23 protein-coding genes and 1 tRNA gene are annotated in these 25,195 nt (G+C 58.7%); 18 read left to right on the top strand and 6 right to left on the bottom strand.

Annotated elements, in window-relative coordinates; translation table 11 throughout:
• Position 1 precedes the first annotated feature (1 nt).
• Both VH599_20835 and VH599_20830 read left to right on the top strand, forming a co-directional pair.
• A complete protein-coding gene (locus tag VH599_20835; GenBank protein ID HEY7350768.1) occupies positions 2-571 on the top strand; it encodes a hypothetical protein in 570 nt (189 codons plus the stop codon).
• A complete protein-coding gene (locus VH599_20830; GenBank protein HEY7350767.1) occupies positions 555-1,427 on the top strand; it encodes an HD domain-containing protein in 873 nt (290 codons plus the stop codon). The genes VH599_20835 and VH599_20830 overlap by 17 nt, the downstream gene beginning before the upstream one ends.
• Here the strand turns inward: VH599_20830 and VH599_20825 are convergent.
• From VH599_20825 to VH599_20805, 5 genes are all read right to left on the bottom strand, one after another.
• Positions 1,406-1,482, bottom strand: a tRNA-Gly gene (locus VH599_20825). The genes VH599_20830 and VH599_20825 overlap by 22 nt on opposite strands.
• Positions 1,483-1,821: 339 nt before the next feature.
• Positions 1,822-2,883: a phosphotransferase family protein gene (locus VH599_20820; protein HEY7350766.1), complete on the bottom strand. Its 1,062-nt coding sequence runs from the start codon at positions 2,881-2,883 to the stop codon at positions 1,822-1,824.
• Between the two features lie 106 nt (positions 2,884-2,989).
• Positions 2,990-3,700, bottom strand: coding sequence for a cyanophycinase (locus tag VH599_20815; protein HEY7350765.1), 711 nt, complete (start codon positions 3,698-3,700; stop codon positions 2,990-2,992).
• Between the two features lie 41 nt (positions 3,701-3,741).
• The gene (locus VH599_20810; GenBank protein ID HEY7350764.1) at positions 3,742-5,136 is read right to left on the bottom strand and encodes a serine hydrolase domain-containing protein; all 1,395 of its coding nucleotides are present in this window, start codon (positions 5,134-5,136) and stop codon (positions 3,742-3,744) included.
• Between the two features lie 469 nt (positions 5,137-5,605).
• Positions 5,606-6,931, bottom strand: coding sequence for a hypothetical protein (locus VH599_20805; protein ID HEY7350763.1), 1,326 nt, complete (start codon positions 6,929-6,931; stop codon positions 5,606-5,608).
• Between the two features lie 292 nt (positions 6,932-7,223).
• Here VH599_20805 and VH599_20800 point away from each other — a divergent pair, with 292 nt between their 5' ends.
• Positions 7,224-7,721 (top strand): hypothetical protein, encoded by a 498-nt coding sequence (locus VH599_20800; protein HEY7350762.1) that lies wholly within the window; start codon positions 7,224-7,226, stop codon positions 7,719-7,721.
• A gap of 76 nt (positions 7,722-7,797) precedes the next feature.
• Here the strand turns inward: VH599_20800 and VH599_20795 are convergent, their stop codons facing one another.
• Positions 7,798-8,229 carry a hypothetical protein gene (locus VH599_20795; protein ID HEY7350761.1) on the bottom strand — a complete coding sequence of 144 codons (432 nt, stop codon included), beginning with the start codon at positions 8,227-8,229 and terminating at the stop codon, positions 7,798-7,800.
• A gap of 268 nt (positions 8,230-8,497) precedes the next feature.
• Between VH599_20795 and VH599_20790 the strand changes: the two genes are divergently transcribed.
• From VH599_20790 to VH599_20720, 15 genes are all read left to right on the top strand, one after another.
• Positions 8,498-8,947, top strand: a complete 450-nt coding sequence (locus VH599_20790) for a MaoC family dehydratase (protein HEY7350760.1) — start codon at positions 8,498-8,500, stop codon at positions 8,945-8,947.
• Between the two features lie 122 nt (positions 8,948-9,069).
• On the top strand, positions 9,070-10,725 hold the full coding sequence (gene pgi / locus VH599_20785) for a glucose-6-phosphate isomerase (protein HEY7350759.1): 1,656 nt from the start codon (positions 9,070-9,072) through the stop codon (positions 10,723-10,725).
• A gap of 255 nt (positions 10,726-10,980) precedes the next feature.
• Complete coding sequence (locus VH599_20780) at positions 10,981-11,253, top strand: hypothetical protein (protein ID HEY7350758.1); 273 nt, start codon at positions 10,981-10,983, stop codon at positions 11,251-11,253.
• A gap of 91 nt (positions 11,254-11,344) precedes the next feature.
• Positions 11,345-12,712: a GAF domain-containing sensor histidine kinase gene (locus tag VH599_20775; protein HEY7350757.1), complete on the top strand. Its 1,368-nt coding sequence runs from the start codon at positions 11,345-11,347 to the stop codon at positions 12,710-12,712.
• Positions 12,672-13,325, top strand: a complete 654-nt coding sequence (locus tag VH599_20770) for a response regulator transcription factor (GenBank protein HEY7350756.1) — start codon at positions 12,672-12,674, stop codon at positions 13,323-13,325. Before VH599_20775 ends, VH599_20770 begins: the two co-directional genes overlap by 41 nt.
• 173 nt (positions 13,326-13,498) lie before the next feature.
• Complete coding sequence (locus VH599_20765; protein HEY7350755.1) at positions 13,499-14,374, top strand: xanthine dehydrogenase family protein subunit M; 876 nt, start codon at positions 13,499-13,501, stop codon at positions 14,372-14,374.
• Positions 14,374-14,868, top strand: coding sequence for a (2Fe-2S)-binding protein (locus VH599_20760; protein HEY7350754.1), 495 nt, complete (start codon positions 14,374-14,376; stop codon positions 14,866-14,868). The genes VH599_20765 and VH599_20760 overlap by 1 nt, the downstream gene beginning before the upstream one ends.
• A 20-nt stretch (positions 14,869-14,888) precedes the next feature.
• On the top strand, positions 14,889-17,255 hold the full coding sequence (locus tag VH599_20755) for an aerobic carbon-monoxide dehydrogenase large subunit (GenBank protein ID HEY7350753.1): 2,367 nt from the start codon (positions 14,889-14,891) through the stop codon (positions 17,253-17,255).
• A gap of 3 nt (positions 17,256-17,258) precedes the next feature.
• Positions 17,259-17,720 carry a carbon monoxide dehydrogenase subunit G gene (locus tag VH599_20750; protein ID HEY7350752.1) on the top strand — a complete coding sequence of 154 codons (462 nt, stop codon included), beginning with the start codon at positions 17,259-17,261 and terminating at the stop codon, positions 17,718-17,720.
• Positions 17,721-17,731: 11 nt separating this feature from the next.
• On the top strand, positions 17,732-18,673 hold the full coding sequence (locus tag VH599_20745; protein HEY7350751.1) for an XdhC family protein: 942 nt from the start codon (positions 17,732-17,734) through the stop codon (positions 18,671-18,673).
• A gap of 2 nt (positions 18,674-18,675) precedes the next feature.
• On the top strand, positions 18,676-19,269 hold the full coding sequence (locus VH599_20740) for a nucleotidyltransferase family protein (protein HEY7350750.1): 594 nt from the start codon (positions 18,676-18,678) through the stop codon (positions 19,267-19,269).
• Between the two features lie 99 nt (positions 19,270-19,368).
• Positions 19,369-20,952, top strand: coding sequence for a long-chain fatty acid--CoA ligase (locus tag VH599_20735; GenBank protein ID HEY7350749.1), 1,584 nt, complete (start codon positions 19,369-19,371; stop codon positions 20,950-20,952).
• 266 nt (positions 20,953-21,218) lie between these two features.
• Entirely contained in the window at positions 21,219-22,871 is a 1,653-nt protein-coding gene (locus VH599_20730) for a M28 family peptidase (protein ID HEY7350748.1), read from the top strand.
• Positions 22,872-22,946: 75 nt separating this feature from the next.
• The gene (gene treS, locus VH599_20725; protein ID HEY7350747.1) at positions 22,947-24,626 is read left to right on the top strand and encodes a maltose alpha-D-glucosyltransferase; all 1,680 of its coding nucleotides are present in this window, start codon (positions 22,947-22,949) and stop codon (positions 24,624-24,626) included.
• 87 nt (positions 24,627-24,713) lie between these two features.
• Positions 24,714-25,172, top strand: coding sequence for a response regulator (locus VH599_20720; protein ID HEY7350746.1), 459 nt, complete (start codon positions 24,714-24,716; stop codon positions 25,170-25,172).
• The last annotated feature ends 23 nt before the right edge of the window (positions 25,173-25,195 follow it).

The raw sequence follows: 25,195 nt of genomic DNA, 5'->3' as shown, positions 1-25,195 counted from the left end.
AATGGAGACCAGTCCCGCCCTCTCTCCGAGGGAACAAGAACAACAAAGGCTTCTTGCCATTGTGCGTGCCTGGCATCCCAGCGCCTTTCCAGAGTATCGCGGTTTTCGCTGCGCGCTCTGCCAGGCGTCAATCAATGAAGCCTGGTATCACTGGTTACAGACCGACGAGTATCATATCCCTGTTCATCTTTGCAATGAACGCTGCGAATCGCTTTTCCAGGCGGGCAAGACGCCCATAGACCATAGGTCTGAGGCGCCAGGTGCGCGCCCATCGGCGAGCAACGTGTACCCCTTTACGCAAGAGGCGATCAGCCGCTTTCGTGAGATTGTCGGCTCCTGGCCCACAGGTGCAGCGCCGGAACTGCGCGCCTTTACGTGTGACGCGTGTGGCGGCGTCCTCGTGCTGGAACCAGGGCCAGATGGGAGCCAGCGCAGACAGGGCTATCATGTATGGTGGACGATGGAGCCTGGCATTACTCGTGCTGAGTTTCATTTTCATCGCGCCTGCGGTCACGCGCTGGGCATTTATAGCCAGGAAGAGAGGGAACAACGGCATGGCGAACACCAATGATCCTGATCGAATCGCTCCTGCTTCTGTGGCAGCCGGCCAATCGCCTGCCCCTTCGTTCAGAAGAGTTGAACTGTCTGCGGGAATCGAGGCGCTCGTCCCTGGTGATCTGGAATTGAAGCTGCCTGAGCGCAGCAGCCTTGGCGCAGACCAGCTACACTTCCTGGTCTATATCCCCTGGAACGAGGACTATCTGAGCCGGGTTGATGGGCGCTACCGAGATTTCTTTACGTTTGTCCTGCCCTACCTGCATACCCGCACCACCGACGTACATATAGCAACATGCCTGCCATTTGTGCGCGAGTTGATCCAGACGGCTGCAACGCCGTTGGATGAGCAGATCGTCTACGTCGCGTTTATCCTGCATGATGTGGGCTGGAGCCAGTTGAGTGAAGCCGAGATTGCCGCCAGCCTGAGTACAACGGGAGTAACGTTGACCAAAACAGCGCAGGGGCCAAAAGAAAAGCATGCTCTGGTAGGCAGAGACCTGGCCGTGAAGCTCTTAGAGACGTATTCGTTTACACCGCCTTTAACGGAGACGCAAAAGGGGTGGATTGCCCAGGCGGTGCTGTACCATGATAAGCCCTGGGAACTGGCGAAACGTGGCGAGCTTCCTTTGGAAATCAAGCTGGTGTGCGACGTAGACCATCTCTGGTCGTTGACCCATGAAAACTTCTGGCAGGACACAGTGAGAAAAGGCGTGACTCCGCCCGCGTATCTCGACCAGCTTGAGAAGGAAGTAGATGGGTATTTTGTCACCGAGCCAGGCAAAGCCAAAGCCAGGCATCTGTTGCAGGAAAGACGGCAGGAAGTGGCGCTGTGGGCAAAGGCCAATGATGGAGCGGGCGGCAGGAATTGAACCTACGACCTCTTCTTTGGAAAAGAAGCGCTCTGCCCACCTGAGCTACACCCGCCTGACTATTGTAACACGCAAGTGTCGTGCGCGCACGTCGCTTCTAGAAATAGGTTCTACCAACCATGAGGTGTTGGCAAGCGAGACATGTCACTTGTAGCGCCGCCTCCCAGGCGGCCAGCGTTGGCCTGCTGGTCCGATGGCCTGGAGGGCGCACGCTCGCCAGGGCGCAGCGGTGGCCGCCTGGAAGGGACGCGCGAGCGACCAACGGGAGCGAGACTGCCGAGGCCCAGCCGAGGCAAGCGGCCCTTCCCGAAGGGAGGCGGCGCTGCAAGTGGCGCCCCCTGATAGGTGGTGGAACCCTAGAAATATTTCTGAAATGAGCGGGAGCGCGCCCCTGTCAGGACACCAGTCCGGCGCGCTGGGCGGCGTGCGCCACCACCGCGCGCACGCGATCCCCAAAGGCGGCGAAGCGTTGATCTTGCGTCTGGCCCCGTTTCCAGCGGGCATAGATCTGCTGGATAATGACGACCATGCGGAAATAGGCAAAGGTCAGATAAAAGGGCATGGCTGACAGGTCTCGGCCCGTCTTGTGCGCGTAACGCTCCATGAAATCCTCGCGGCTGATAAACCCTGGCAGGTTAGTGACGGTTGGCAGCATGGTTCGCAGGTCTTCGGGGTCATGCGAGCTGACCCAATAGCTGAGCGTGATCGCCAGATCAAGCAGCGGGTCGCCAATCGTCGCCATTTCCCAATCCAGCACCGCTGTTGGCGTGGTCAGGTCGTCGCCGCTGAGCAGCATGTTGTTGAGCTTGAAGTCATTGTGAATGAGGGCAGGCGCCTGCTCTGCTGGAATGTGATCGGCAAGCCAGCGTGTAAGCGGCTCGACCAGGGGAATATCATCTGTCTGGGCGCGTGAGTAGGCTTCAATCCAGCGTCGTACCTGGCGGGCGAGAAACCCTTCGGGATACCCCAGATCGCCCAGCCCAGCCGCCTGCCAGTCAATCGTGTGAATCTGCGCCAGAGTCTTTACCACCGCCTGAGAGATGCCTGCGCACCGCGCTTCTGTGGGTTGGACCTCTGGCGGAAATCGATCATTCAGGACGACGCCGCGCCGCCGCTCCATGACGTAGAAGGGCGCGCCGATGACGCTGAGATCGTCGCAGAAGAAATAGGGTTTAGGGGCCAGGGGGAAGACGGGATTGGTTCGCTGGAGCAGCCGACATTCTCGCCCCATGTCATGCGCTCTTGGCGGTACCGGACCCAGCGGCGGGCGGCGCAGCACGCCTTCCCACGCCCCTATCTGCAACAGGTAGGTTAAGTTGGAAGCCCCCGCCGGGAACTGCCGCACCACCAGCGCCCCGGCGCCAATCTCCGTGAGATGGCTGCGCAGGTAAGTTTCGACAGCCTGAATATTGAAGGCTTCATCGGCGCGAACGGGAATGGTTTCTTCGAGAGGCATAGCACACTCCTTTGTTAATCCCCACCTGTTAATCCCATAGTAGTCCTATCTCGCCAGCAGCGTTGGCGGTAGGCGAAACTCATGATATGCCTCGCTCCGGCAATGCTTATGGGGCAAATGAATCCGTGAAGCCTGTGCCAGCCGGATACGCCGTCGGCTTTCCTCGGCGATAGATGGTCACAGCCCCTTGCCCATAGACGCGCCATCCGGCTTTTCTGCCCCCCTCTCCATCATCCAGCATTCCCGTTCGTTCGTCAATGCCCAGCAAGACGGCTTCGGGCAGCGCCTGTTCCAGCCGCGCTGCCCAGTTTTTGCCAAAAGTATTGTGGTGCGGCAGCACACAGGTGTTAGGGAGCAGCCCCAGCCCAGGGGATGCCTGCTCTTGTTTCGGGTCGAAATAGTGCTGACACAAGACCATCGCGCCCGCGCTGCTTCCGGCGATCACCGCCCCGGCAGCATAAGCATCCAGCATAGCCTGGAGACAGGCGCTGCCCGCCAGGATCCGAGCGAGATACCCAGGGAAACCGCCCAGGAGATAGATGAGCCGCGACTGGCGAAGAGCCTCAGCCAGCGCCGGAGAACCGGCTGAGGCTGCGTCAATGACCGGCACGACTTCTACCTGGCGCGCTCCCAGCCCTCGAAACCAGCGTACCCCATTGGCGCCCGCCCGCTGGTTGTTGTGATCGGGCGCGGCAGCCGTAGGCAAGATGCTGACGCGCGCCTGGGGGCCGCCAGCCAGCGCGATAGCTTGCTGGTCCGCAGCCGCCATCTGGCCGCCAAATTCCGCGCCGCCTTCCAGAAGGAGATAGCCTGCCATATTTCTTCTTTCTTCGTAACCTGGCTTCGTATCCTGACGGTTTACGCCGACTGACCTTCGCGTTTATGGATGCGCCCCCCAAAGCGCAGCCAGGCGATGCTGCCGTCAGGGGTGCGCAAGAACTCGCCCTGGTCATTCTTTAATGGCGCGTCCAGGGCGATTACGCGGTCCTCGTTCCAGAACGCCAGACGTATCGGTGGGATAGGGGGTGGAGGCGTGGCGTCTTTTTCGGAAAACGGGTTTTGCTCTGTCACTTTCATCACCAGAGCGCCATCCACCAGGCTAAGCTCTATGTCATCCATCGCCGCAGAGTAGCGCCCCAGGTAAGGCGCAAGCGTTTCCTTTGGGAGATCGAGCGGAACCGGCTCAGGGTCGCTTAGCCCCAGATAGTGCTGGTGCGCCCATTTCACCACTTCATCGTTCAATTCTCCGCCGCGATCAGCGTTCGTCAAGATGGTAATGGCAAAAGCACGCTCAGGGATCATCGAAAATGCCGATAGCTGCCCATTGGTCGCGCCTCCATGCCTGATGATCTGCGCTCCGCCCACCTTCTTGCGCATCCAGGTCACGCCCACCTCATCAGCCAGGTTCCCCGCCTGCGCCAGCGGCGACTGCATCAGCCGCATTGATTCCCGCGTAAGCAGGTGCGTCCCATCTGGCGCTGTGCCATCGCCCAGGTGGAAGCGGGCATAACGAAGCTGGTCCTTGACCGTTGAACTCACGCCGCCCGCCGCATTCGCGCTGCGCGGCAACGCCCAGGGACGCGCTACAACTGGCTTTTCATCGCGCACTTCATGACCCACCGCAAACCGATGGGTAATCACCTCGTTGGCAAAAAAGAAGGAATGCTTCAAGCCCAGCGGCTCCAACACCAGTTCCCGCACAGCCTCTTCATAGACCTTGCCCGTCACGACCTCAATCACCCGGCCCGCCAGATAGAAGCCGGAATTGCAGTAGGACCAGATTTCACCAAGCGGGGTGAGTTGAGGCGTCTTTTCCATCTTTGCGACAATTTTTGCCAGCGCGTCATCGCCCATGCCCACGTCGTCAAAATAATCGCCCACCCAGCCGCCGGTATGCGTGAAAATGTGGCGCAGCGTCGCCCGTGCTGTGACATCTTCATCCGCCAGGCGCAGATCGGGCAGATATTCGCGGATAGGCGTATCCAGAGCGAGCTTCCCCTGCTCAACCAGCCGCATAGCAGCCGTCGCGGTCATTGTTTTGGTGGTCGAACCAATCTGGAAGAGCGTATCAGCGTCAACCGGCAGCGGATGGTCCACATTCGTCACGCCCAGGCCGCCGACATATTCCTTGCCTTCGTAGAGAATACCTATAGCGACACCAGGGACGTGCAGGCGCTGCATGGTCTCTGCCGTGTAATCCATCAATTGCCGAAAGGTTGGGTCTTGCTCGCTCTCAGTGGCCGATTCGTTCATAGCGTTCGCTCCTCTAAGAAGAATGTTTCACTTGCCCATCAGTATCAACACTGCCCATACTATCGCATGAGCTAGTTCTGAGCAAGATATACTCAGTAGAACGGTTCTGCCAAAAAGCGGGGCCACTTGTAGCGCCGCCGTCCCGGCGGCCAGCGTTGGCCTGCTGGCGCCGTGGCCCGGAGGGCGAACGCTCGCCCTGGCACAGCGTTGAGCCGCCGGGAAGGGACGCGCGAGCGACCAACGGGAGCGAGAGTGCCGAGGCATAGCCGAGGCAAGCGGCCCTTCCCGAAGGGAGGCGGCGCTACAGGTGGCTAGCCGCCGGGACGGCGGCGCTACAAGTGGTATCTGCAAGTATTCGAGGAGATTTGATGTAATCAGTAGAACATGCCAGCCGCCGTGAAGCTTCACGGCGGCTGGCGCATTGATGGGCGTGCTGTACCGTTTGGTGGGTCTTGCCCGCGATGGGGGATTAAAACAATATCGGCAAGGCGAGTATCAGGAAACCACCCCAGGCCAGGTACGCATACGCCCCTGGCCGGAAGACCTTTTGCGCCGCTTCTCCCCACGAGCGGTTTCCTGGGCGGATGATCCAATACAGCAAAAGACCGAGCAGGACAATGTTAATGCTGTTCCAGCCGATTACCGTCAGCCGGTTCATAGTGAGTTGATCCTGCGCGGTCCGGTAGAGAATGGCTGAGAGCGCGTAGAGGCTGACGACGATCACCAGCCCGGCCAGCGCCCCTACTTCAAGACGCAGCCATTTCTGGTAGGTCAATGAAAACTCCCCGGCGGTGAGCGGGATAGCGCCAATCAAGAGTCCCAGGATGCCAAAGAGCAGCACATTGAACACAATCAAGGTCTCGCGGTTATCATACGCCTGGAAAAAATTGAACGGCAGCGCCAGCAGGAAGAGTATCAGGATCAACAGCGACAGCGGTAAGATGGCGTGCAGGCCAATCATCAAAATGCGGGCGAATCCCCGCCGAAACTCCTGCTGTGTCAGGCCACCCTTGGGATCGTAGACGCTTAGCACAGCGACCAGCGGGATCAATCCCCCGCCGCCTAGAATAAGCAGGCGCTGTATGGGGCTGCTGAGGTCAACGCCAATGGCCTCGAACATCACATAGGTCAGGCCGACGAAGATACCGCCAACGATGATGTACACGCCTGCTGTACCGAGCATTTCCAGCGATTTCAATAAAAACGCAAAGGTGTCTCGCGTGGGGAAGCGCCAGCCTGCCAGGTAGATGGCAATCGTACCCCAGGCCAACAAAACAAGATGAAGAAACGCCAACGGCAGATAGTCATTCGCTGCGTCCAGGCGCGACACCATCACCAGAACATAGACGGTGAATCCTACCAATCCCAGCAGCGCCGTCGCCAACCGGGCCGTATTGTGACGGGTGATGATGAAGAAAAAGCTGGTGAGAAACAGCGCGATGATGGGCGCTCCTATAAACGCCAGATAGGGGATCGCGTTGATTACCAGGCTGGGATCGGATAACCCCCATAGGATCAGGCCCAATAGCACGCTCATCAAGATCGCCAGTCGCCAGTTACTTCCTATCCGTGAAAACCACTCTTCTTGCGTGCTTTGCTGCAAACGATAGTGCCAGGCGGCATACAACACATTCTCCGATGATTCCTGATACAGCGCGTTTATGTCCTGAGCGAATTGCCCGGCGCGATGCGCTCGTCGCGCCGCTTGATACAGATGCTCCAATTGTTCGGGGGCGTTTTGCGCCGCGCGAATCAACTCGCCATAGCTTTCAGGCGACGGGATTGATGACTGCATAGACGGTTCTCCTGAGAGCAATTTTTTAGAACGATTTTTCACTGCGAGCATACACGACAACCCCTCAGATTTCCATACTCTGGATGCCATCACGCAGGCACTCAGGTGCGCGCCTTTTTCATATATTCACCACATATTCACCAGCCAACGGAACAGAGCATCACGCCTCGCTGGCGCTGGCACAGTCATTGCAGAAGGCTTGTCCAAGAACAGCGCCTCTCCCCTGCTCGGAAGCCGTTTTCGCCTCCTGAGTGTAAGAAGCGCCACTCTCACGAAAGCGGGTTTGAGAGATTTGCTCACGACATCCACTAACCGAGCGCCACTTCGAGAAGGTCTACGCCTCGGAAGCATTCTGGGACTTCTTTTTATCGTACTCCACTGGCTAAATCCGATTGGGCCTGTCGCTCCTCTGCTGTCGGCGCTCTCGTTGCTCCTCCCCCTGGCAGCCTATGGCCTCGCTGGTGTGCGGGCGGCCCGGCAGACTGGCAGCGCACAGAGCGGGGCGTTCGCTGGTGTGATGACGGCCCTGGTGAGTTCGCTGTTTAGCCTGGCAACCACCTTTCTTTTTATCGTGCTGGACCAGGCGCAACTGCAAAGCACCCTCGGCAGCTTGAACCTGGCGCTCCAGCGAGAGGGGGTAACTGTTCATCTCACAGAGGGTATGCTGCTTGGAGGGATTGTGTTGGGGCTGCTGGTCGCCTTATTGCTCTCCTTGCTGGTGGGCATGGCGGTGGGAGCCATCGGAGGGAGCATAGGCAGGCAGAAGAAACCGTCTCTGGTCGAGAGCTAGAAGCGTAGCTGGCGGAAGAAAGGGAGAGCGCCAGGACACATGCCGGTTATTGGATGCAAGTCCTGGCGGCTCTCGGCTATCCAGTAATGTGCTTAATCATCTGAAAGATCGGTTCCAGCCGGGCGAAGCTGCCTTGCGTCCGGTAGCGTTCGTACTGAGCCATCCATCGCTGTAATTCCGCGACGGCACTCTGATAGAGTGGATCAAGGTAGCCCTGGGGAATTGCTGAAGGGGTCGGCTGCTGGCCTGGCAGAACGGTTGTGGGAGGCGCTTTCTCGCCAGGCCAGCCAGAAGGATTGCCAGCAGGTTGATCTCCCTGTTGCACAACAGTTCCATCGGGGAGCCGCGTCACTCTATAGGTGAATTGGGTGGCCCCGGTTTGCTGCATCTGTTGGAGCGCCGTCTGGACCATTTGCCACTGCTCAGGGCTGAGGGCTTCGGGCCGATGCTGGCTGGCATGCTGAATGGCTTCCTGGTATTTTCTCCATTGCTCCGGGTCGTGGTTCAAGCCGACCTGCCTTTCTGACGCTGAGAGCGCCTACTCGCGCTTAGAGAGTGCTTTCTTGCATACTAGCGCCCTCTTAGCCAGGTTGTCAAGCGCCATAATCGGTGTTCAACCACCCGGCGAGTTTAATCGCCGTTGAGGTCGAAATGGCCGTACCGTGTCTGCGGCTATCTTCGCATTGTCGCTGTGGTTCTGGTTGATCGTATAGTATGGTATAGGCCGACGCTTGATACCACGCCCGCATGGCTCACGAAGTTGGGGATGAAGAGAGATGAGCATACGCTATTTCGAGGATTTTCATGTTGGAGAGATCATCGTCCTCGGCGCTGCCCAGGTAACGGCAGAGGAAATTATCACCTTTGCCAAACAGTTTGATCCGCAGCCTTTTCATCTGGACCCGGAACAAGCCAGGGATTCTATTTTCGGCGGATTGGTGGCGAGCGGATGGCACACCACCGGACTCTTTATGCGCTTGCTGGTTGATGGGCTGCTCCGCGAGACGATAAGCATAGGATCACCGGGCGTGGATGAGGTACGCTGGCCCCGCCCCGTTCGCCCGGGCGATATGCTGCGCGCCTGCTTCACGGTGCTTGAATGTACGCCATCAAAGAGCAGGCCACAGATGGGGATTCTGCGCTCCAAATGCGAGCTGTTCAATCAACATGATGAAGTCGTCATGACGCTTGTGGGGGTACACTTCGTCGGGCGAAGACCAGCATAACACTGGGCATGGGCTGGCGCACGCTGGTCCCGCTGCTTGACAACCGCCGCGCCAGATGCGACTTTGATGGCGCATACTGCTCGCGTTCCGGCTAAGTTCGTTGCATTCGGGAGGCATAATCTATGATGAAGACTGGCCCGGCACCAGCAACACCACTCACCCAGCGCCCGGCGTGGAAGGCGCTGGAGGCGCATTACCAGCGCATCCGCGACACGCATCTGCGCGCGCTCTTTGCCCAAGACCCCCGGCGCGGCGAGCGGTTCACAGCGGAGGCGGTGGGTCTCTATCTCGATTACTCGAAGAATCGCATCACTGATGAAACGATAGGGCTGTTCTTACAGCTTGCAGAGGAATGCGGCCTGCGGGCGCGTATCAACGCCATGTTCAGCGGCGAAAAGATCAACAGCACCGAGCAGCGCGCCGTCTTGCATGTGGCGTTGCGCGCGCCAAAGGGCCAGTCAATCATGGTAGATGGCGAAAACGTGGTACCCAGGGTGCATGAAGTACTGGAGAAGATGGCCCATTTCTCCAATCGCGTTCGCAGCGGGGAGTGGAAGGGCTACACCGGCAAGCGCATCCGCAATGTGATTAATATCGGCATTGGCGGCTCCGATCTTGGTCCGGTCATGGCCTATGAGGCGCTGAAATATTATAGTGACCGCTCTATGACCTTCCGCTTTGTCTCCAATATTGATGGGACCGATTTTGTAGAGGCCACCAGAGACTTGAACCCGGAAGAAACGCTTTTTATCGTCTCCTCCAAGACGTTCACCACGCTGGAAACCATGACCAACGCGCGCACCGCCCGCGAGTGGAGCTTGCGCACTCTTGGCGATGAGCAAGCGGTGGCGAAACACTTTGTCGCGGTCTCCACCAACACGGAAGAGGTAGCGAAGTTTGGCATTGACCCGCAAAACATGTTCGTCTTCTGGGACTGGGTAGGCGGGCGCTATTCCTATGATTCGGCGATTGGCCTTTCGCTGATGATCGCCATCGGCCCTGAACAATTCTCGCAGATGCTGGCGGGCTTTCACGCGCTGGACGAGCATTTTCGCACCGCGCCGTTCGAGCGCAATCTGCCCGCGCTTCTTGGGCTGATCGGCATCTGGTATAACGACTTCTTCGGCGCTGAAACCGTTGCCATCTTGCCCTATGACCACTACCTGGGCCGCCTACCCTCCTATCTTCAGCAGCTTGATATGGAAAGCGACGGCAAACATGTGGACCTGGAGGGCAGGCGGGTGGATTACCAGACCGGGCCGATTATCTGGGGGCAGCCAGGGACCAACGGGCAGCACGCTTACTATCAACTGATCCACCAGGGGACCAAACTGATCCCCTGCGATTTCATTGGCTTCTGCCAGACCTTGAACCCGTTGGGCAATCACCATGATCTGCTGATGGCGAATCTCTTTGCGCAGACCGAGGCGCTGGCTTTCGGCAAAACCGCCGAGGAAGTGAAGGCTGATGGCGTGCCAGACTTCCAGGTGCCGCATCGCACGTTTGAGGGTAATCGCCCGACCAATACCATTCTGGCTGAGCGGCTAACGCCCGAAACGCTCGGCAAGCTCATCGCGCTCTATGAACACAAGGTCTTCACACAGGGAACCATCTGGCATATCAATTCGTTCGACCAGTGGGGCGTCGAGCTTGGAAAAGTACTGGCCCAGCGCATCATTCCAGAGCTTTCAAGCGCCCATGAGCCAGAACTGAAGCACGATAGTTCGACCAACGCGCTCATCCACAGGTATCGCAAGCTGCGCGGATCACAGGGGTAGGAGAACTTCCGGGCAGCTTGCCGCTTAGCCGCCCGGAAGGCGGCGCTGCAAATAGCACCCGCAGGTATGCAGCAGGGTCTGGTACGAGATAGTCTGGCATGCAAATTGCGGCACATCTATGTACTATCAGGCGTCCATACAGACGCCTGGCTATCTAGATTGCCTGCTGAGCAGAGAGACGCAGCCCCATTTCGGTAATAAAGAACGCCTGTGCTGTTTGCTCTCGAAAGGGTTCACGAAGAAAGGCGGGGATGTATGCCCACAGTGCGCGAGTTTGAAGATGCTGCTGTTGATTACTGTCTCGATAGCAGCGGTGTAGGTGTCTGGGCGATGAAAGTGGAAGAGGAGAGTCCAACAGAATATCATATCACCGTCCGGCTGGGGGGGCACTACAGGGGAGAATTGGGAGGGGTAGCTGTCATTGGCGTGACCTATCACCCGCAGCAGGATCGCTTTATCTGCCAGCCTGTTGAGTCAATTCCGCCTGAAGTCGTTCCCGCCGACGACCCTGCCTATCTCTTTCGCTAGCGGTGTTCCATGCGGTCAGCGGATAGGCGCGACTCTGCCTCTCTCTTCCCTGTGGTAGAATGATGACTACCTGGGATGGAAGGAGGCGCTGATGCCTATCTCCTCAGAAATCCTGTATCTGCAAGCCGAAGAGCGCCGCGAACAATTACAGGCGCTGTATCAACTGGCGCTGGAGATTGCCGAACTGCACGACCTCCAGCAAGTTCTCGATACGGCGCTGCGCTATTGCCTGGAACTGACTGACTCGCAGTTTGGCTTTATCGGACTCAATACTGCCGATGGCAGGGCGATGGATGTCGTTGCCATTCAGGGGTTCCAGGCCAGCGAGCGTTTCTATGAACGCTTCCACCTGATCCCACTGCGCCCAAGCATCTTTGCGCGCGCTGTGCTGGAGAATCGGCCTGTGCGCAGCTCCGACGCAATGGCTGATCCCGCGCGCATCGGCCAGCCTAAAGGGCATCCACCAGTCCAGGCGTTCCTGGGCGTTCCTCTGCGGGTGCAGGGTACGCCAATGGGGATGATTGGCGTTGCCAATCGCCCGGACGCCTATACTGACGAGCATGAACAACTACTGATGACCTATGCCGCGCAGGTTGCCATCGCTATTCGCAACGCGCAGCTTTACGAAGAACTCAAGGCGGCCAAAGCCGATCTGGAGCAGAAAGTTACCGAGCGAACGGAGCAGTTGGCCCAGGCCCACGAGGCGCTGGCGCAGCAGGCCCATCAACTCCGGCTCTTGCTGGCGCAGACGGTGACGATTCAGGAGCGCGAGCGCGCCCGCATCGCCCACAATATGCACGATGGGGTGAACCAGCTTATCATCGGGGCTATTCTGGAGGTAAAATCGGCGCGAGAACGGCTGGCAAGCGGTAATCCCGCGCGAGTTGAATCGGCGTTGCGGCGCGTGCGGGCTGTGTTGGGGCAGGTGGATGGCGAGATTAAACGCATTATCCTTGATTTACGCCCTCCCACGCTTGACGCGCTGGGCCTGCCTCCGGCCATTCTGCGCTATGCGGAACGTTATCAAGTGTTTACCGGATTACCCTGCCAGGCGCAGATTATAGGCCAGCCGCGCCGCCTGGACCCTGAGACAGAGATTGGTCTTTATCGGGTCATGCAAGAAGCCCTTCAGAACGCTGCTGCCCACGCGCAGGCGACAAAAACCTGGGTCCATCTGACCTTTTTGCCGGAAAGCATTCACCTGGAGGTTGGGGATGATGGGCAGGGCTTTGATCTGTCCCTGGTCATGGCCCGGCGCGAGGGGCACCTTGGCCTGGTGGGCATGAACGAGCGCGCGCAAAACCTGGGAGGCGCTCTTACTATTGAGGCTGTGCCGCAGGGAGGGACCAGGGTGCTGCTGGATGTTCCACTGAGCCATCATTATCAGGCCGTTGTATCTCTCAATAAGGACCATCAGAATGGACACATCCAGGCAGCCGATTCGCATCCTCATCGTTGACGATCATCCAGTCGTTCGCCAGGGGCTGCGCAGTTTGCTCTCCAACCACGCCGATTTGCAGATCATCGCGGAAGCAGGCCACGCGCAGCAAGCGTTCGCTGCACTGAAGCAGGATACGCCCGACATCGTGCTGCTCGATATTCGGCTGCCGGGCATTACGGGCATTGAGATGGCTCGCCAGATTCATCGAGAGTACCCGCAGATTCGCATCATTATTCTTACCAGCTATGACGACGACGAGTATCTGATAGGCGCGTTGCAGGCCGAGGCGCAGGCATACCTGCTGAAAAGCGTCTCTGATGAAACGCTGGTCTGGACCATTCGGGCCGTTCATCGCGGGGAGCGGCTGATCAGCCCGGAACTCCTGGAGCGGATGCTGCGCCAGTTTGCCCAGGTCCGCTACCAGCACATTCAGCAGGAAATCGGTCTGAGCGATCAGGATATTCAGGTGCTTCAGCGCGTGGCGGCGGGGGCCAGCAATGAAGAGATCGCCAGAGAACTCGGCTGGAGCAAAGCCAGCATCAAGCGCAAGGTTCAGCATATCTTCGATCAACTGGGGGTGATGACCCGCGCCCAGGCTGCCGCCGAAGCGGTACGACGCGGACTCGTCTAATCTGGCGCGTGCGCGTGCGCCCATCGGCTCAAAATCTGAGCCAGATGTCCCTTTCTGTATCGTATTCGCGTATGCTAGTGTAAGCATATCCCCAGGCAAAGAAGCCCAAATCGTCGCATCCGGTTATGGTTGTGTGTTGGTTCGACGCTCTACACCAAAGGAGGTGACAACCCGTGATCCCACCCCCGTTTCAGTATTATGCTCCTACAAGCATGTCTGAGGCTCTCAGCCTGCTGCAACAACATGGGGCAGAAAGCAAGCTGATGGCCGGAGGCCAGAGTCTCATCCCATTGATGAAGCTGCGCCTGGCTTCCCCCAACCACCTGATCGATCTGCAAAAGGTGCCTGGCCTGACCACTCTGGAAGAACGCGACGGCGCTCTGGTCATTGGGGCTATGGTGCGTGAGGCCACCCTGGAGCATTCACCGCTGGTCCGACAGCGTTATCCGGGCATTGTCGAGGCAAGTGAGGTGGTGGCCGACCCAGTGGTGCGCAACTTTGCCACCCTTGGCGGCAACCTCGCCCATGCTGACCCGGCGAACGATCACCCGGCAATGATGCTGGCCCTGCGCGCGCAGATGGTGGCAATCGGCCCCAGAGGCCAGCGCCGCATTTCAGTTGATGATTTTCTGGTGGATACGTTCGAGACGAGCCTGGCCCCCGATGAAGTGCTGGTAGAGATTCATGTCCCGCAGCCAGCCCCACACAGCGGCTCGGCCTATGTGAAGTTTGAGCGCAAAGTGGGTGATTACGCTGTTGCCGCTGTGGCTGCGCAGGTCACGATGAATGGGGATGTCTGCGCGCAAGCCGGACTGGCGCTTACCAATGTCGGCCCCAGGTCGCTGCGGGCGGGCGCTGCTCAACAATTTTTGATCGGCAAGCGTCTGGACGACCAGACCATCCGCGAGGCCGCGCGACTTGCGGGAGACGCCGCCGAACCGACATCGGACTTGCGCGGCCCTGCCGAGTACAAGCGGGCTGTGGTCCGGGCGCTCACCGCGCGGGCGCTGCGCAAGGCGGCCCAGCGTGCTACGGGAGGAGCAAATTGATGACCCACGTCACACTAACGATCAATGGCGAAGCGCATCAGGCGGAAGTTGAGCCGCGCCTGCTGCTGGTCCATTTCATTCGTGAAGTTGCCAACCTGACGGGTACGCATATCGGCTGTGATACCACAAGCTGCGGCGCCTGCACCGTGTTGATCAATGGGACTCCGGCCAAATCCTGCACCTTGCTGGCGGTTCAGGTCAATGGGGCCGAGATTCAGACGGTGGAGGGTTTGGAACAAAACGGCCAGTTGCATCCCATCCAGCAAGGCTTTTTCGAGGAGCATGGCTTGCAGTGCGGCTTCTGCACTCCAGGCATGATGCTGGTTGGCAAGGCGCTGTTGGAGCAGAATCCCAACCCCTCGGAAGCTGAGATACGCCGGGCTATTTCGGGCAATCTCTGCCGCTGCACCGGCTATGTCAACATCGTCAAAGCAATTGATTCGGCTGGCAAGAAGATGCGCGAACCCGCAGCGACAGGCGCGCCAACGGCATAGCAAGCGGAGGTATAAACGCAATGGCAACTGACGTAGGAGGCTACGGGCGTAGCGTCAAACGCAAAGAAGACCCCCGGTTCATTCGCGGCAAGGGCAATTATGTTGATGATCTCAAGCTGCCTGGCATGCTTTATATGGACATCGTGCGCAGCCCCTATGCCCACGCAAAGATAACGAGCATTGACGCCAGCAAGGCGCTGGCGCTGCCTGGCGTGCTGGCGGTCATTACCGGCAAAGACCTGGATGCGTATAAGCTGGCCTGGATGCCAACGCTGATGAGCGATACGCAGATGGTGCTGCCGATAGATCGCGTGGTCTATCAGGCGCAGGAAGTGGCGGCGGTCATCGCCACCGAGCGGTATATTGCCGCCGATGGGGTGGCGCTGGTCGAAGTGGACTACGAGCCGCTGCCGCCGGTAGTGGACCCCTACAAAGCCCTGGACCCGTCTTCGCCGCTGGTTCGCCCGGACCACGCTGACAAAAATACCAACCATATCTGGCATTGGGAGAGCGGCGACAAGGCGCGCACCGATCAACTCTTCAACGAGGCCGAGGTGGTCGTCAAAGAGCATATGTATCTCCCGCGCATCCACGTCTCCTCCATCGAGACGTGCGGCTGCGTGGCCTCGTTTGATAGGGTGAGCGGCAAGCTGACCGTCTGGATGACGACCCAGGCGCCGCATGCCATCCGCACCGTGTTCTCGCTGGTGACGGCTGCCTCGGCAGTGGGCCAGATTCCTGAGCATAAGATTCGCATCATCTCGCCCGACATTGGCGGCGGCTTTGGCGGCAAAGTGCCGGTGTATCCAGGCTACGTGATCGCTACGGCGGCTTCGGTGCTGACGGGCCATCCGGTGAAGTGGATCGAAGATCGCTCCGAGAATCTGCAAGCGGATAGCTTTGCCCGCGATTATCATATGGATGTGGAACTGGCTGGCAAGCGTGACGGCACCATCACGGCGCTGCGTGTCAAGACGCTGGCCGATCATGGGTCGGCTGATGCGGCGGCCAACCCGTCCAAGTTCCCCGCCGGGCTGTTTAACGTGTGTACCGGCTCGTATGCGATGGAGGCGGCGCACGTCGAGGTAGATGGGGTCTACACGAATAAGCCGCCAGGTGGCGTAGCCTATCGCTGCTCGTTCCGTGTCACCGAAGCGGTGCATGCCATCGAGCGCATCGTGGATAGGATGGCGCAGGAGTTGAAGGTGGACCCGGCGGCGCTGCGCATGAAAAACTTCATTCCTCCTGAGAAGTTCCCCTACAAGTCCCCCACCGGCTGGGAATATGACAGCGGGAACTATGCGGGGGCGCTCAAGCTGGCGATGGAGAAGATTGGCTATGCGGACCTGCGCCGCGAGCAGGCCGAGAAGCGCGCCAGGGGCGAGTTGATGGGCATCGGCATCTGCACCTTCACGGAAATTGTCGGCGCTGGGCCATCGAATACCTTCGACATCCTGGGCATCAAGATGTTCGACAGTGCTGAAATCCGTGTTCATCCCACCGGCTCCGCTATCGTTCGCATTGGCGTTCAGAGCCAGGGACAGGGCCACGAGACAACCTTTGCTCAAATTGTGGCCGAAGAGTTAGGGTTGCCCGTTGATAATATCGTCGTCGAACACGGCGATACCGACACGGCTCCCTATGGCCTGGGTACCTACGCCAGCCGCAGCACACCTACCGCCGGAGCCGCTACTGCGATGGCTGCGCGCAAGATTCGTGAGAAGGCTAAGGCTATCGCCGCGCATCTGTTGGAGGCCAGCCCGGATGACATCGAGTGGGGCAACTATCAGTTCCAGGTGAAAGGCGCTCCAACACGCTCCAAGACGATGGCCGACGTGGCGTTCGCCGCCTACACCAACCACCCGCAGGGGATGGAAGCTGGCCTGGAGGCGGTTGATTACTATGATCCGCCCAATCTGACCTTCCCCTTCGGCGCGTACATCTGTATTGTGGATATTGATCGCGGAACGGGCGAAGTCAAGATTCGGCGCTTCCTGGCGGTGGACGACTGCGGCAACATCATCAACCCGATGATTGTTGAGGGGCAGATTCACGGCGGCCTGACGATGGGTATGGCCCCGGCTCTGTTAGAGGCCATTACCTACGACGAGAACGGCAACATCCAGCAGGGTACGTTCATGGATTATCTGCTGCCAACGTCAATGGAGACGCCCGCCTGGGAGACCGACAAGACCTGCACGCCGTCGCCCCATCATCCGTTTGGGGCCAAGGGCGTAGGCGAGTCGGCCACCGTGGGCGCGCCGCCCGCGATTGCTAACGCCGTCGTGGATGCGCTGAGCCACCTGGGGGTAACGCACCTGGACATCCCAATCACCCCCTGGAAAGTCCATAAGATTCTTGAAGAGCATGGACTGGCGGAGGTATAGCCGATGCACTTTGAGGGTCAACTATCAATCAACGCGCCCATCAAGGCCATTTATGCGTTCTTCACCGATCCCCATCAGGTGGCAAACTGCGCTCCAGGCTTTCAGTCCATGGAAGTGCTGGCGCCAGACCACTTCAAGCCAAAGGTCGGCGTGGGGATCGGCGCGGTGAAAGCTACCTTCACTCTGGATGTGACGCTCACCGAGCTTCGTGAGCCAGAGCATGCGGTGGTGAAGGGTCACGGTGTCGCCGCTGGCAGCGCGGTGGATTTGACAGGGGCTATGGACCTGACCGCTGAATCCGAGGACGCCACCCACATGGATTGGCATGCGGATGTCAACGTCAGCGGGACGATAGCCAGCGTAGGCGCTCGCTTGATGGAGGGTACTGCGCGGAAGCTGACGGCCAGGTTCTTTGATTGCGTGCGCCAGAAGGTGGAAACCCCTGCGTCCACGGCAAGCTCTTGAGGGTAAGACCAATGCGTGACATCCTTGATGAAGTCCAGAGGCTGCGCGCCGAGCGCCGTCCATTCGCGCTGGCGACGGTGGTAGCCGCCAATCAACCAACTTCAGGCACACCGGGCGCGCGAGCGATTATTACGTCGGATGCGAAGATCGAGGGCTGGGTGGGCGGCCATTGCGCGCAGCCCACCGTAGTTCGCCAGAGCCTGGCCGCTCTGGCAGATGGCTTGCCGCGACTGGTGGTATTAGGCCCGGACGCCGAACTGGATGTCACGCGCAAATCGGGGATCATTCCGGTGACGATGACCTGCGCAGGGCAGGGGGAACTGCAAATCTTTGTTGAGCCTTTTCTGCCCAAAGTCGAACTGGTCGTTGTTGGCTCTTCTCCGGTGGCCCGGACGCTGGCCCGCCTGGGGAGCCTCCTCGACTTTGAGGTTTGGGCGTGCGATCCTGATGCCGATATGCAGGCTTTCCCTGGGGTTGATCGCCTCGTGGAAAGCCTGGAGGCGCTCAAGCCGCAGCTAACAGCCCGGAATTATGTGGTTGTGGCGACATTTGGCGCCTACGACGAGGCAGCCATCCAGGCCGCGCTGGAGAGTCCGGCCAGCTATGTTGGCCTGGTTGCCAGTAAGAAACGCATGGCCGCCATCCAGGCGTTCTTAGAGGAGCAAGGCGTCTCTGCCGAGCAGCTATTGAGGCTGAAACGACCTCAAGGGCTGCCCGGCAGGGCGCTCCAGCCAGGGGAGATCGCTTTTAGCGTCATGGCTGCGCTGCTGGATATTCGCCGCCAACGAATAGGACTCTCCCAGGATGAGCTTCCCGCTCCGCGCGCCGAAGCCATAGACCCGATCTGCGGCATGACGGTGGACATCGCTACGGCAACCTACAAGACCGAGCGCAACGGGCAGATGTACTATTTCTGCTGCGCTGGCTGCCAGGCGAAGTTCGAGGCGTCGTAGGGATGGATAGCTTTCTGACCGCGCTGGTGCTGGCGGCGGGTTCCTCGAAACGTTTGGGCCAGCCCAAACAGCTTTTGTCCTATCGCGGGACGACGCTGCTGAGCTGGACGATTGCTCAAGCCGAAGCCAGCCCGGCGCTTGATGAAGTGCTGGTCATCCTGGGCCACGCCAGCGATACCGTTCTGGCGAGTGTGACCCTGGGGCGCGCGCGGCCTGTGCTGAACACCGAGTTCAGCGAGGGCTGCGCCGCTTCTTATCGGGCAGGTTTGGCAGCAGCCGACCAGCGGGCTGAGGGTGTGATGATCTTGCTCAGCGACCAGCCAGGCGTTGACGTTGAGGCTATCGGGCGCGTGGCCGCTGCCTGGCGCGCTGAACGGGGGCGTATCGTCATCGCCTCGTATCAGGGCGCGCCTGGGCATCCCCTCCTGTTTGATCGCCAGCTTTTCCCTGATCTGGCGGCGCTGCATGGCGACAAAGCTGCCTGGAAACTGGTCGATCAGCGCCCTGACTGGGTGCGCTCTGTTGAGATGGGCCGCCCGCTGCCCGGCGACGTGGATACCTGGGCAGATTACACCAAATTGGCCGACAGCGAATAGAAACCTGGCGCGCCTCCCTCTTGCGCCACAAGGTCATCAATGGTAGCATTCTGATACGACCACCTCAACTTTCCTCAAGCTTCCTACATGGAGGACCGCATGAGCAGCGCAAACACGGACATTCCCCCTCTTCCTGAAACCCTGGCTGACCTGGCCCGCTATAACCGTGAGCGTTTTGGCGAATATATCTCGCTGGTCTATGAGTTCCCTGGCAGTGAATGCGAGTATACCAACCTGGAGGTGGACCGCGAGGCGAATAAACTGGCCCATGCCTTGATGGGCCTGGGGGTGAAGAAGGGGGATCGGGTGATGGTGATGATGCAGAATAACCCGCAGGTGCTGATCGGCTATCAGGCACTGGCGCGCATCGGCGCGATCACTATTCCGGTTCTGCCCCTGCTGAAGCCGCCGGAGGTGGCCTATATTGCCGCCAATTCCCAGGCGGTAGCCATTCTCACCAGCACCTGGGTCTTGCATATTGTGCAGGAGGGGGTGAAAGAGGCGACCTCCATGCGCCATGTGATTGTCGTGGGCCAGCAGGGCGATGCGCCTGCTTCTGATGGCGCTGACTATCAAGTACATGGCTATGACGCGCTGGTTGCCAATCAACCGGATACCCTCCCAGCGGTGGAGATCAAGCCGGAAGAACGGGCGGTCATTCTCTATACCTCCGGCACGACAGGACGCCCCAAGGGGGTGCTGCTCAGCCATCGCAACCTGATCTCCAACGCCATTGCTGGTGCTGGGGATGATACGGAAATTACCAGGGGGAGGGCGTCGCTGGCGGTACTGCCCCTGGCGCATGCGTTTGGCATTACCGTCTCGAACGTCGCGTATCTGAGCGGCACGAAAACTGTGATGGTGGCTCGCTTCGAGCTTGAGCAGGTATTTCAACTGATTGAGAAGCATCGCGTTGCTGGATTCGCCGGTGTGCCAGCTATGTTTGTCGCCATGCTCAATTTCTCCGATGCGGAGAAGTACGATACCAGCAGCCTGGAGTTTGTGGTCAGTGGCTCGGCGCCGCTGCCGGTGAGCGTGCTGGAGGGCTTCGAGAAACGTTTCAACTGTCCTATCCGCGAGGGCTACGGTCTTTCCGAGGCGACAACGGCGGTTTCCGGCCACGCGGTTGATATGGTGCGTAAGCCTGGCTCCGTTGGCAAGCCGTTGCAGGGGGTGGAGGTGCGCGTGGTGGATGATAACGACAACGATCTCCCGGTTGGCGAGGTGGGCGAACTGCTGGTGCGCGGCCCCAATCTCATGCAAGAATATTACAATATGCCGGATGAGACGGCGCAGGCACTGCGCGGCGGCTGGCTGCACACCGGCGATATGGCAAAGCTGGATGAAGAGGGCTACATCTATATTGTCGAACGCAAGAAAGACCTGATCATTCGCGGCGGCCTCAATATTTATCCGCGTGATGTAGAAGAGGTCTTGATGCGCCATCCGGCGGTGCTGGAATGCGCGGTGATCGGCGTGCCATCAGAGCGCCTGGGCGAAGAGGTGCTGGCTTACGTCGTGTTGCAGGACGGCAAACAGGCCACAGCCGAAGAAGTGATGGATTTCAGTCGGCAGTATCTGGCAAACTATAAAACCCCGTCCTTTGTCGAGTTCATCCCGGCGCTGCCGCGCAATCCCATCGGCAAAATTGACCGCAAGATTCTACGCGCGAAGAGCCGCTAAGAATCGCCCACAAAACTTTGACGGCGCAGCAGTGGTCACATGCAGCGCCGCGCCCCTTCGGGGAGGGCCGCTTGCCTCGGCTATGCCTCGTCGAGCGAGAGGTCCTCGCTCCCGTTGGTCGCTCGCGTGTCCCTTCTAGGCGGCGCTGCATGTGTTCTCCTGTTCATATTCTTGAGGCTGTCAGGTAGCATTGAAAAAAATAATCATATCTTGAGAGAGCGCACGTAATCCTCCAATGTGTCTCATGTGCTTGGAAAAGGATGCTTATGTTCTTGTCTAAGACCTCGCTCAAATCACGCCGACGTTGGGGCCTGGCGTTCTGTTTGTGTCTGGCGCTGGGCAGTTGCACGCAGAGTACGCCGAACCAGACAACCACAACACCTACCCTTCCTGGTCCGCTGCCCCCTACCGGGCAAAGCTGCGCGCCGCTGAGCCAGCAGATTGCCGGGTTTCCGCCTTCGCTGGCGGTGGATTGCGATTATATCTATAGTCAGCTTGTGCGCCTGGCGATAGGGTATCAGGCGCGTGAGGCCGGGCAGGGGAATAAAAAGCCAGGACATGATGACTTTGCCAACGCCTGGACGGCGGAAATCCTGAAGCAACTGGATGGCTTTGGGCCAACAGTTGCTAAAGACCCTTTTTCCATCCAGGGGTACGACGGAAGGCCAGCCGTTGTTCCGGCGGTCAATGTAGAGGTGACAGTGGCTGGCGCGACACATCCAGAACAAATAGTGATGATCGGCTGCCATTACGACGGCTTTGCCAACTCTACGGAGTCCGCCTATGATGACGCCAGCGGCTGCATGATTATGCTGGGGTTGGCAAAGGCGCTGGCGAACCACTGGCGCAGCAGCCATAGCTGGCCTGCGCGCACGCTCAAGTTTGTGTTATTTGACGCCGAAGAGCAGGGCATCCTGGGGTCGTTTCACTATGTCAATCAGACGATAGCTGGTGATCGCGGCGCTGTTGTGGCGATGTTTGATGAGGAGCAGAATGGCGTGGCGTATCCTGCCCGCGCTTTTGGCCGCGCTGACCAGCTATTCCTGCCGTTTATCACCGTGACCAGTCCGGTAGGCCCAAGCGATCTGTATAAGCAAACGCTTGGCGATGGCGCACATCACGACCAGTTCCTGGCCTGGCAGGATTTCACCAGGCAGGCCATCAGCAACGCCTTCAGCATTATGCGCGCGATGCGCCCTTCGATGGCCTATCTGCCGAATCAGACCCAGGGCATCTTCACGCCCGCGCAGCTTGCCGATAACCAGACCATTCAGCTTATGGATGATAACGTGGGCGGCAGTGATGAAGTGCCTTTTACTTTTGCGGGCATCAATTGTATTACGATGTCGGGCAATTTCACGTATTATGATAGGAATGCGCCGCCATCGTCCTATCCGTTCGATCAACCAGAGGATAGGGTGGCGCTGATGAATCAATATACAGGTGGCTCCGGGGCAAAATCGCTGGGAACGGTTCTCTCGCTGGCGCTGCCCGCTGTTGTCACGCTCTGGATGTTGATTCAGCCGGATGTGATGGGGCTGGAGCCAGCTCCAAAGGGTCCGGTGGGAACGATCAGCGATCTGCCAAACAATATCCAGCCGGGCAAAGCCTTGACGCTTTCTGCCCCCGGAAGCTACTCGCCAGCCGGTGGCGCGCTGAGCTATCATTGGGATTTTGGCGATGGCTCAACCGGCAGCGGCCAGCAAGCCCGGCACTCCTGGGCCAGCCCCGGCACCTACACGGTGCAATTGACAATTCAGGACAGCGCGGGCAAGCGGATGGTTCTTACAAAAACGGTAGAGGTGGGCAGGCGCTTGCCAGAGTTTCATAATCGCTTTGAGGATTTTGGCCCATCGAATGGCTATGCGCCGCCCAATCCGGGTGTGATCATACCGACGCCGGGGCCAGGCAACCCGTGATGGGTGCGCCTGGGGAAAAGCTGGATACGGAAACAAAGGGGATGGCTGCTTTAGTGAAGAGAAATGGATACGAGTATGAGTGCGGATGATTTGTGGTATAAGGATGCCGTTTTCTACGAACTCCATGTGAAAGCATTTTACGATAGTAACGGGGACGGGACCGGGGATTTTCGCGGGTTAACGGAGAAGCTTGATTACCTTCAAGACCTGGGCGTGGATTGCGTCTGGGTTCTGCCATTTTATCCTTCGCCGCTGCGAGATGACGGCTACGACATTTCGGATTATTACAACATTCACCCTTCCTATGGGACGCTGGCTGATTTCCGCGCCTTTCTCAAAGCGGCGCACCATCGGGGCATGCGCGTCATTACCGATCTGGTCATGAACCATACCTCTGACCAGCATCCCTGGTTTCAGGATTCGCGCCGTTCGCCGCATTCCCGCTATCGTGACTATTACGTCTGGAGCCAGACCTACCAGAAATATGCCGACGCGCGCATCATCTTTACTGACACGGAACGCTCCAACTGGTCCTGGGATATGGAAGCAGGAGCCTATTATTGGCATCGTTTCTTCAGCCACCAGCCAGACCTGAACTATGCTAATCCCCAGGTGCATCGGGCGATGACGAGGGTGATTCGTTTCTGGCTGGATATGGGTGTGGATGGTTTTCGGATGGACGCTGTACCCTACCTGTATGAGCGCGAGGGTACCAATTGCGAAAACCTGTCTGAAACACATGCCTATCTGCGCGAGGTGCGCCGGGCTGTTGAAAAATCCCATCCGGGCAGCATCTTGCTTTGCGAGGCGAATCAGTGGCCCCAGGACGTGCGGGCGTATTTTGGTGACGGCGATGAATGCCATATGGCCTTTAATTTTCCGGTGATGCCGCGCCTTTTTATGAGCCTGCGCAGCGAAAATCGCCTGCCTATTGTTGATATTATCGAGCAGACGCCTGGGATTCCGGCAGTGTGCCAGTGGGGATTATTCCTACGTAATCATGATGAGTTGACGCTGGAGATGGTGACGGACGCCGAACGCGACTATATGTATCATGAGTTCGCTACAGACCCTCGTATGAAGATAAACCTGGGGATTCGTCGCCGCCTTGCGCCTTTGCTGGGCAATGGGCGCAGGCAAATTGAGTTGATGACCAGTCTGCTCTTTACCTTCCCCGGCAGCCCCATTATCTATTATGGCGATGAGCTGGGCATGGGGGATAACATCTACCTGGGCGACCGCAATGGCGTGCGCACACCCATGCAGTGGAGCGGTGATCGCAACGCTGGTTTCTCGCGCGCCGATACAGCGGCGCTGTATAGCCCACTGATTATGGACCCGGTGTTTGGCTATCAGGCTGTAAATGTTGAAGCCCAACAGCGCAGCCCGTCGTCGCTGCTCAATTGGACCAGGCGCATGATTCGCATCCGCAAACGCTATCCTGTCTTTGGGCGCGGCTCTATCGAGTTTTTGCGCCCGGAGAACAAGAAGGTGCTGGCGTACCTGCGCAGCGACGGCGAGCAAACCGTACTGGTTGTGGCGAATCTTTCGCGCTTCTCGCAGCCGGTTGAATTAGACCTCCAGCGTTTTCGTGGGATGTCGCTCATCGAACTGATCGGGGAAACACAGTTCCCTCCTGTGCGTGAGGAGCCATATTTTCTCTCGCTTGGCCCGCATGGATTTTATTGGTTCAGGGTGGCTCATGACGGATGCCACCTACAGGACCAGGCAGTGGTATCTGGCGGCGCTCCTTGAAGGGCTTCTCCCATCAATCGTAGGTTTTAGGCGCTTGTCAAGCTTTCCTCCAGCCAGACAGGGCTGGAGAAAGGAAAGGGCCAGCACATGACCTCTGCGGGCGGCAAGAACTATACGGTACTCATCGTTGATGATGACCCCAATCTTCTTCAATTACTCACCGATGGCCTGGAGTTGCTCGGACGGTTTACTGTGATACGTGCGAGGAACGGCGTGGAGGGACTTGAGCGGTTCTTCGAGGGGCATCCAGACTGTGTGATTATAGACGTTATTATGCCAGGGTTAGATGGCTATCAATTGGCGAAAGCCCTGCGCGGTGATCCCGATTCGGCGGAAACGCCGCTCATCATGCTCACGGCGCTGGCCCAGGAGAAAAATCGGTTTGTGGGCCTCGCGTCTGGCGCTGATCAGTATCTGGTCAAACCCGTCACCCCACGCAAGCTTGTCGAAGCGGTCCAGCGAGCGGTGCAGATCACCCATGCGGAGCGCCAGCGCCGCTTTCAGGCGCTGGCTGAAGAGAAGGAGGCTCCCGTTCCTGAGCAGTGAATAGGGCCACAGCATGATGAATG

Source organism: Ktedonobacterales bacterium, from assembly GCA_036557285.1.
Lineage (GTDB): Bacteria > Chloroflexota > Ktedonobacteria > Ktedonobacterales > DATBGS01 > DATBHW01.
This window is presented reverse-complemented; position numbering and strand designations above follow the sequence as displayed.

Bases quoted from the DNA above. Each gene is read 5' to 3' on its own strand.
- VH599_20835 (HEY7350768.1), top strand. From the start codon at position 2: ATGGAGACCAGTCCCGCCCTCTCTCCGAGGGAACAAGAACAACAAAGG.
- VH599_20830 (HEY7350767.1), top strand. From the start codon at position 555: ATGGCGAACACCAATGATCCTGATCGAATCGCTCCTGCTTCTGTGGCA.
- VH599_20820 (HEY7350766.1), bottom strand. From the start codon at position 2,883: ATGCCTCTCGAAGAAACCATTCCCGTTCGCGCCGATGAAGCCTTCAAT.
- VH599_20815 (HEY7350765.1), bottom strand. From the start codon at position 3,700: ATGGCAGGCTATCTCCTTCTGGAAGGCGGCGCGGAATTTGGCGGCCAG.
- VH599_20810 (HEY7350764.1), bottom strand. From the start codon at position 5,136: ATGAACGAATCGGCCACTGAGAGCGAGCAAGACCCAACCTTTCGGCAA.
- VH599_20805 (HEY7350763.1), bottom strand. From the start codon at position 6,931: ATGCAGTCATCAATCCCGTCGCCTGAAAGCTATGGCGAGTTGATTCGC.
- VH599_20790 (HEY7350760.1), top strand. From the start codon at position 8,498: ATGAGCATACGCTATTTCGAGGATTTTCATGTTGGAGAGATCATCGTC.
- pgi (HEY7350759.1), top strand. From the start codon at position 9,070: ATGATGAAGACTGGCCCGGCACCAGCAACACCACTCACCCAGCGCCCG.
- VH599_20780 (HEY7350758.1), top strand. From the start codon at position 10,981: ATGCCCACAGTGCGCGAGTTTGAAGATGCTGCTGTTGATTACTGTCTC.
- VH599_20775 (HEY7350757.1), top strand. From the start codon at position 11,345: ATGCCTATCTCCTCAGAAATCCTGTATCTGCAAGCCGAAGAGCGCCGC.
- VH599_20770 (HEY7350756.1), top strand. From the start codon at position 12,672: ATGGACACATCCAGGCAGCCGATTCGCATCCTCATCGTTGACGATCAT.
- VH599_20760 (HEY7350754.1), top strand. From the start codon at position 14,374: ATGACCCACGTCACACTAACGATCAATGGCGAAGCGCATCAGGCGGAA.
- VH599_20755 (HEY7350753.1), top strand. From the start codon at position 14,889: ATGGCAACTGACGTAGGAGGCTACGGGCGTAGCGTCAAACGCAAAGAA.
- VH599_20750 (HEY7350752.1), top strand. From the start codon at position 17,259: ATGCACTTTGAGGGTCAACTATCAATCAACGCGCCCATCAAGGCCATT.
- VH599_20745 (HEY7350751.1), top strand. From the start codon at position 17,732: ATGCGTGACATCCTTGATGAAGTCCAGAGGCTGCGCGCCGAGCGCCGT.
- VH599_20740 (HEY7350750.1), top strand. From the start codon at position 18,676: ATGGATAGCTTTCTGACCGCGCTGGTGCTGGCGGCGGGTTCCTCGAAA.
- VH599_20735 (HEY7350749.1), top strand. From the start codon at position 19,369: ATGAGCAGCGCAAACACGGACATTCCCCCTCTTCCTGAAACCCTGGCT.
- VH599_20730 (HEY7350748.1), top strand. From the start codon at position 21,219: ATGTTCTTGTCTAAGACCTCGCTCAAATCACGCCGACGTTGGGGCCTG.
- treS (HEY7350747.1), top strand. From the start codon at position 22,947: ATGAGTGCGGATGATTTGTGGTATAAGGATGCCGTTTTCTACGAACTC.
- VH599_20720 (HEY7350746.1), top strand. From the start codon at position 24,714: ATGACCTCTGCGGGCGGCAAGAACTATACGGTACTCATCGTTGATGAT.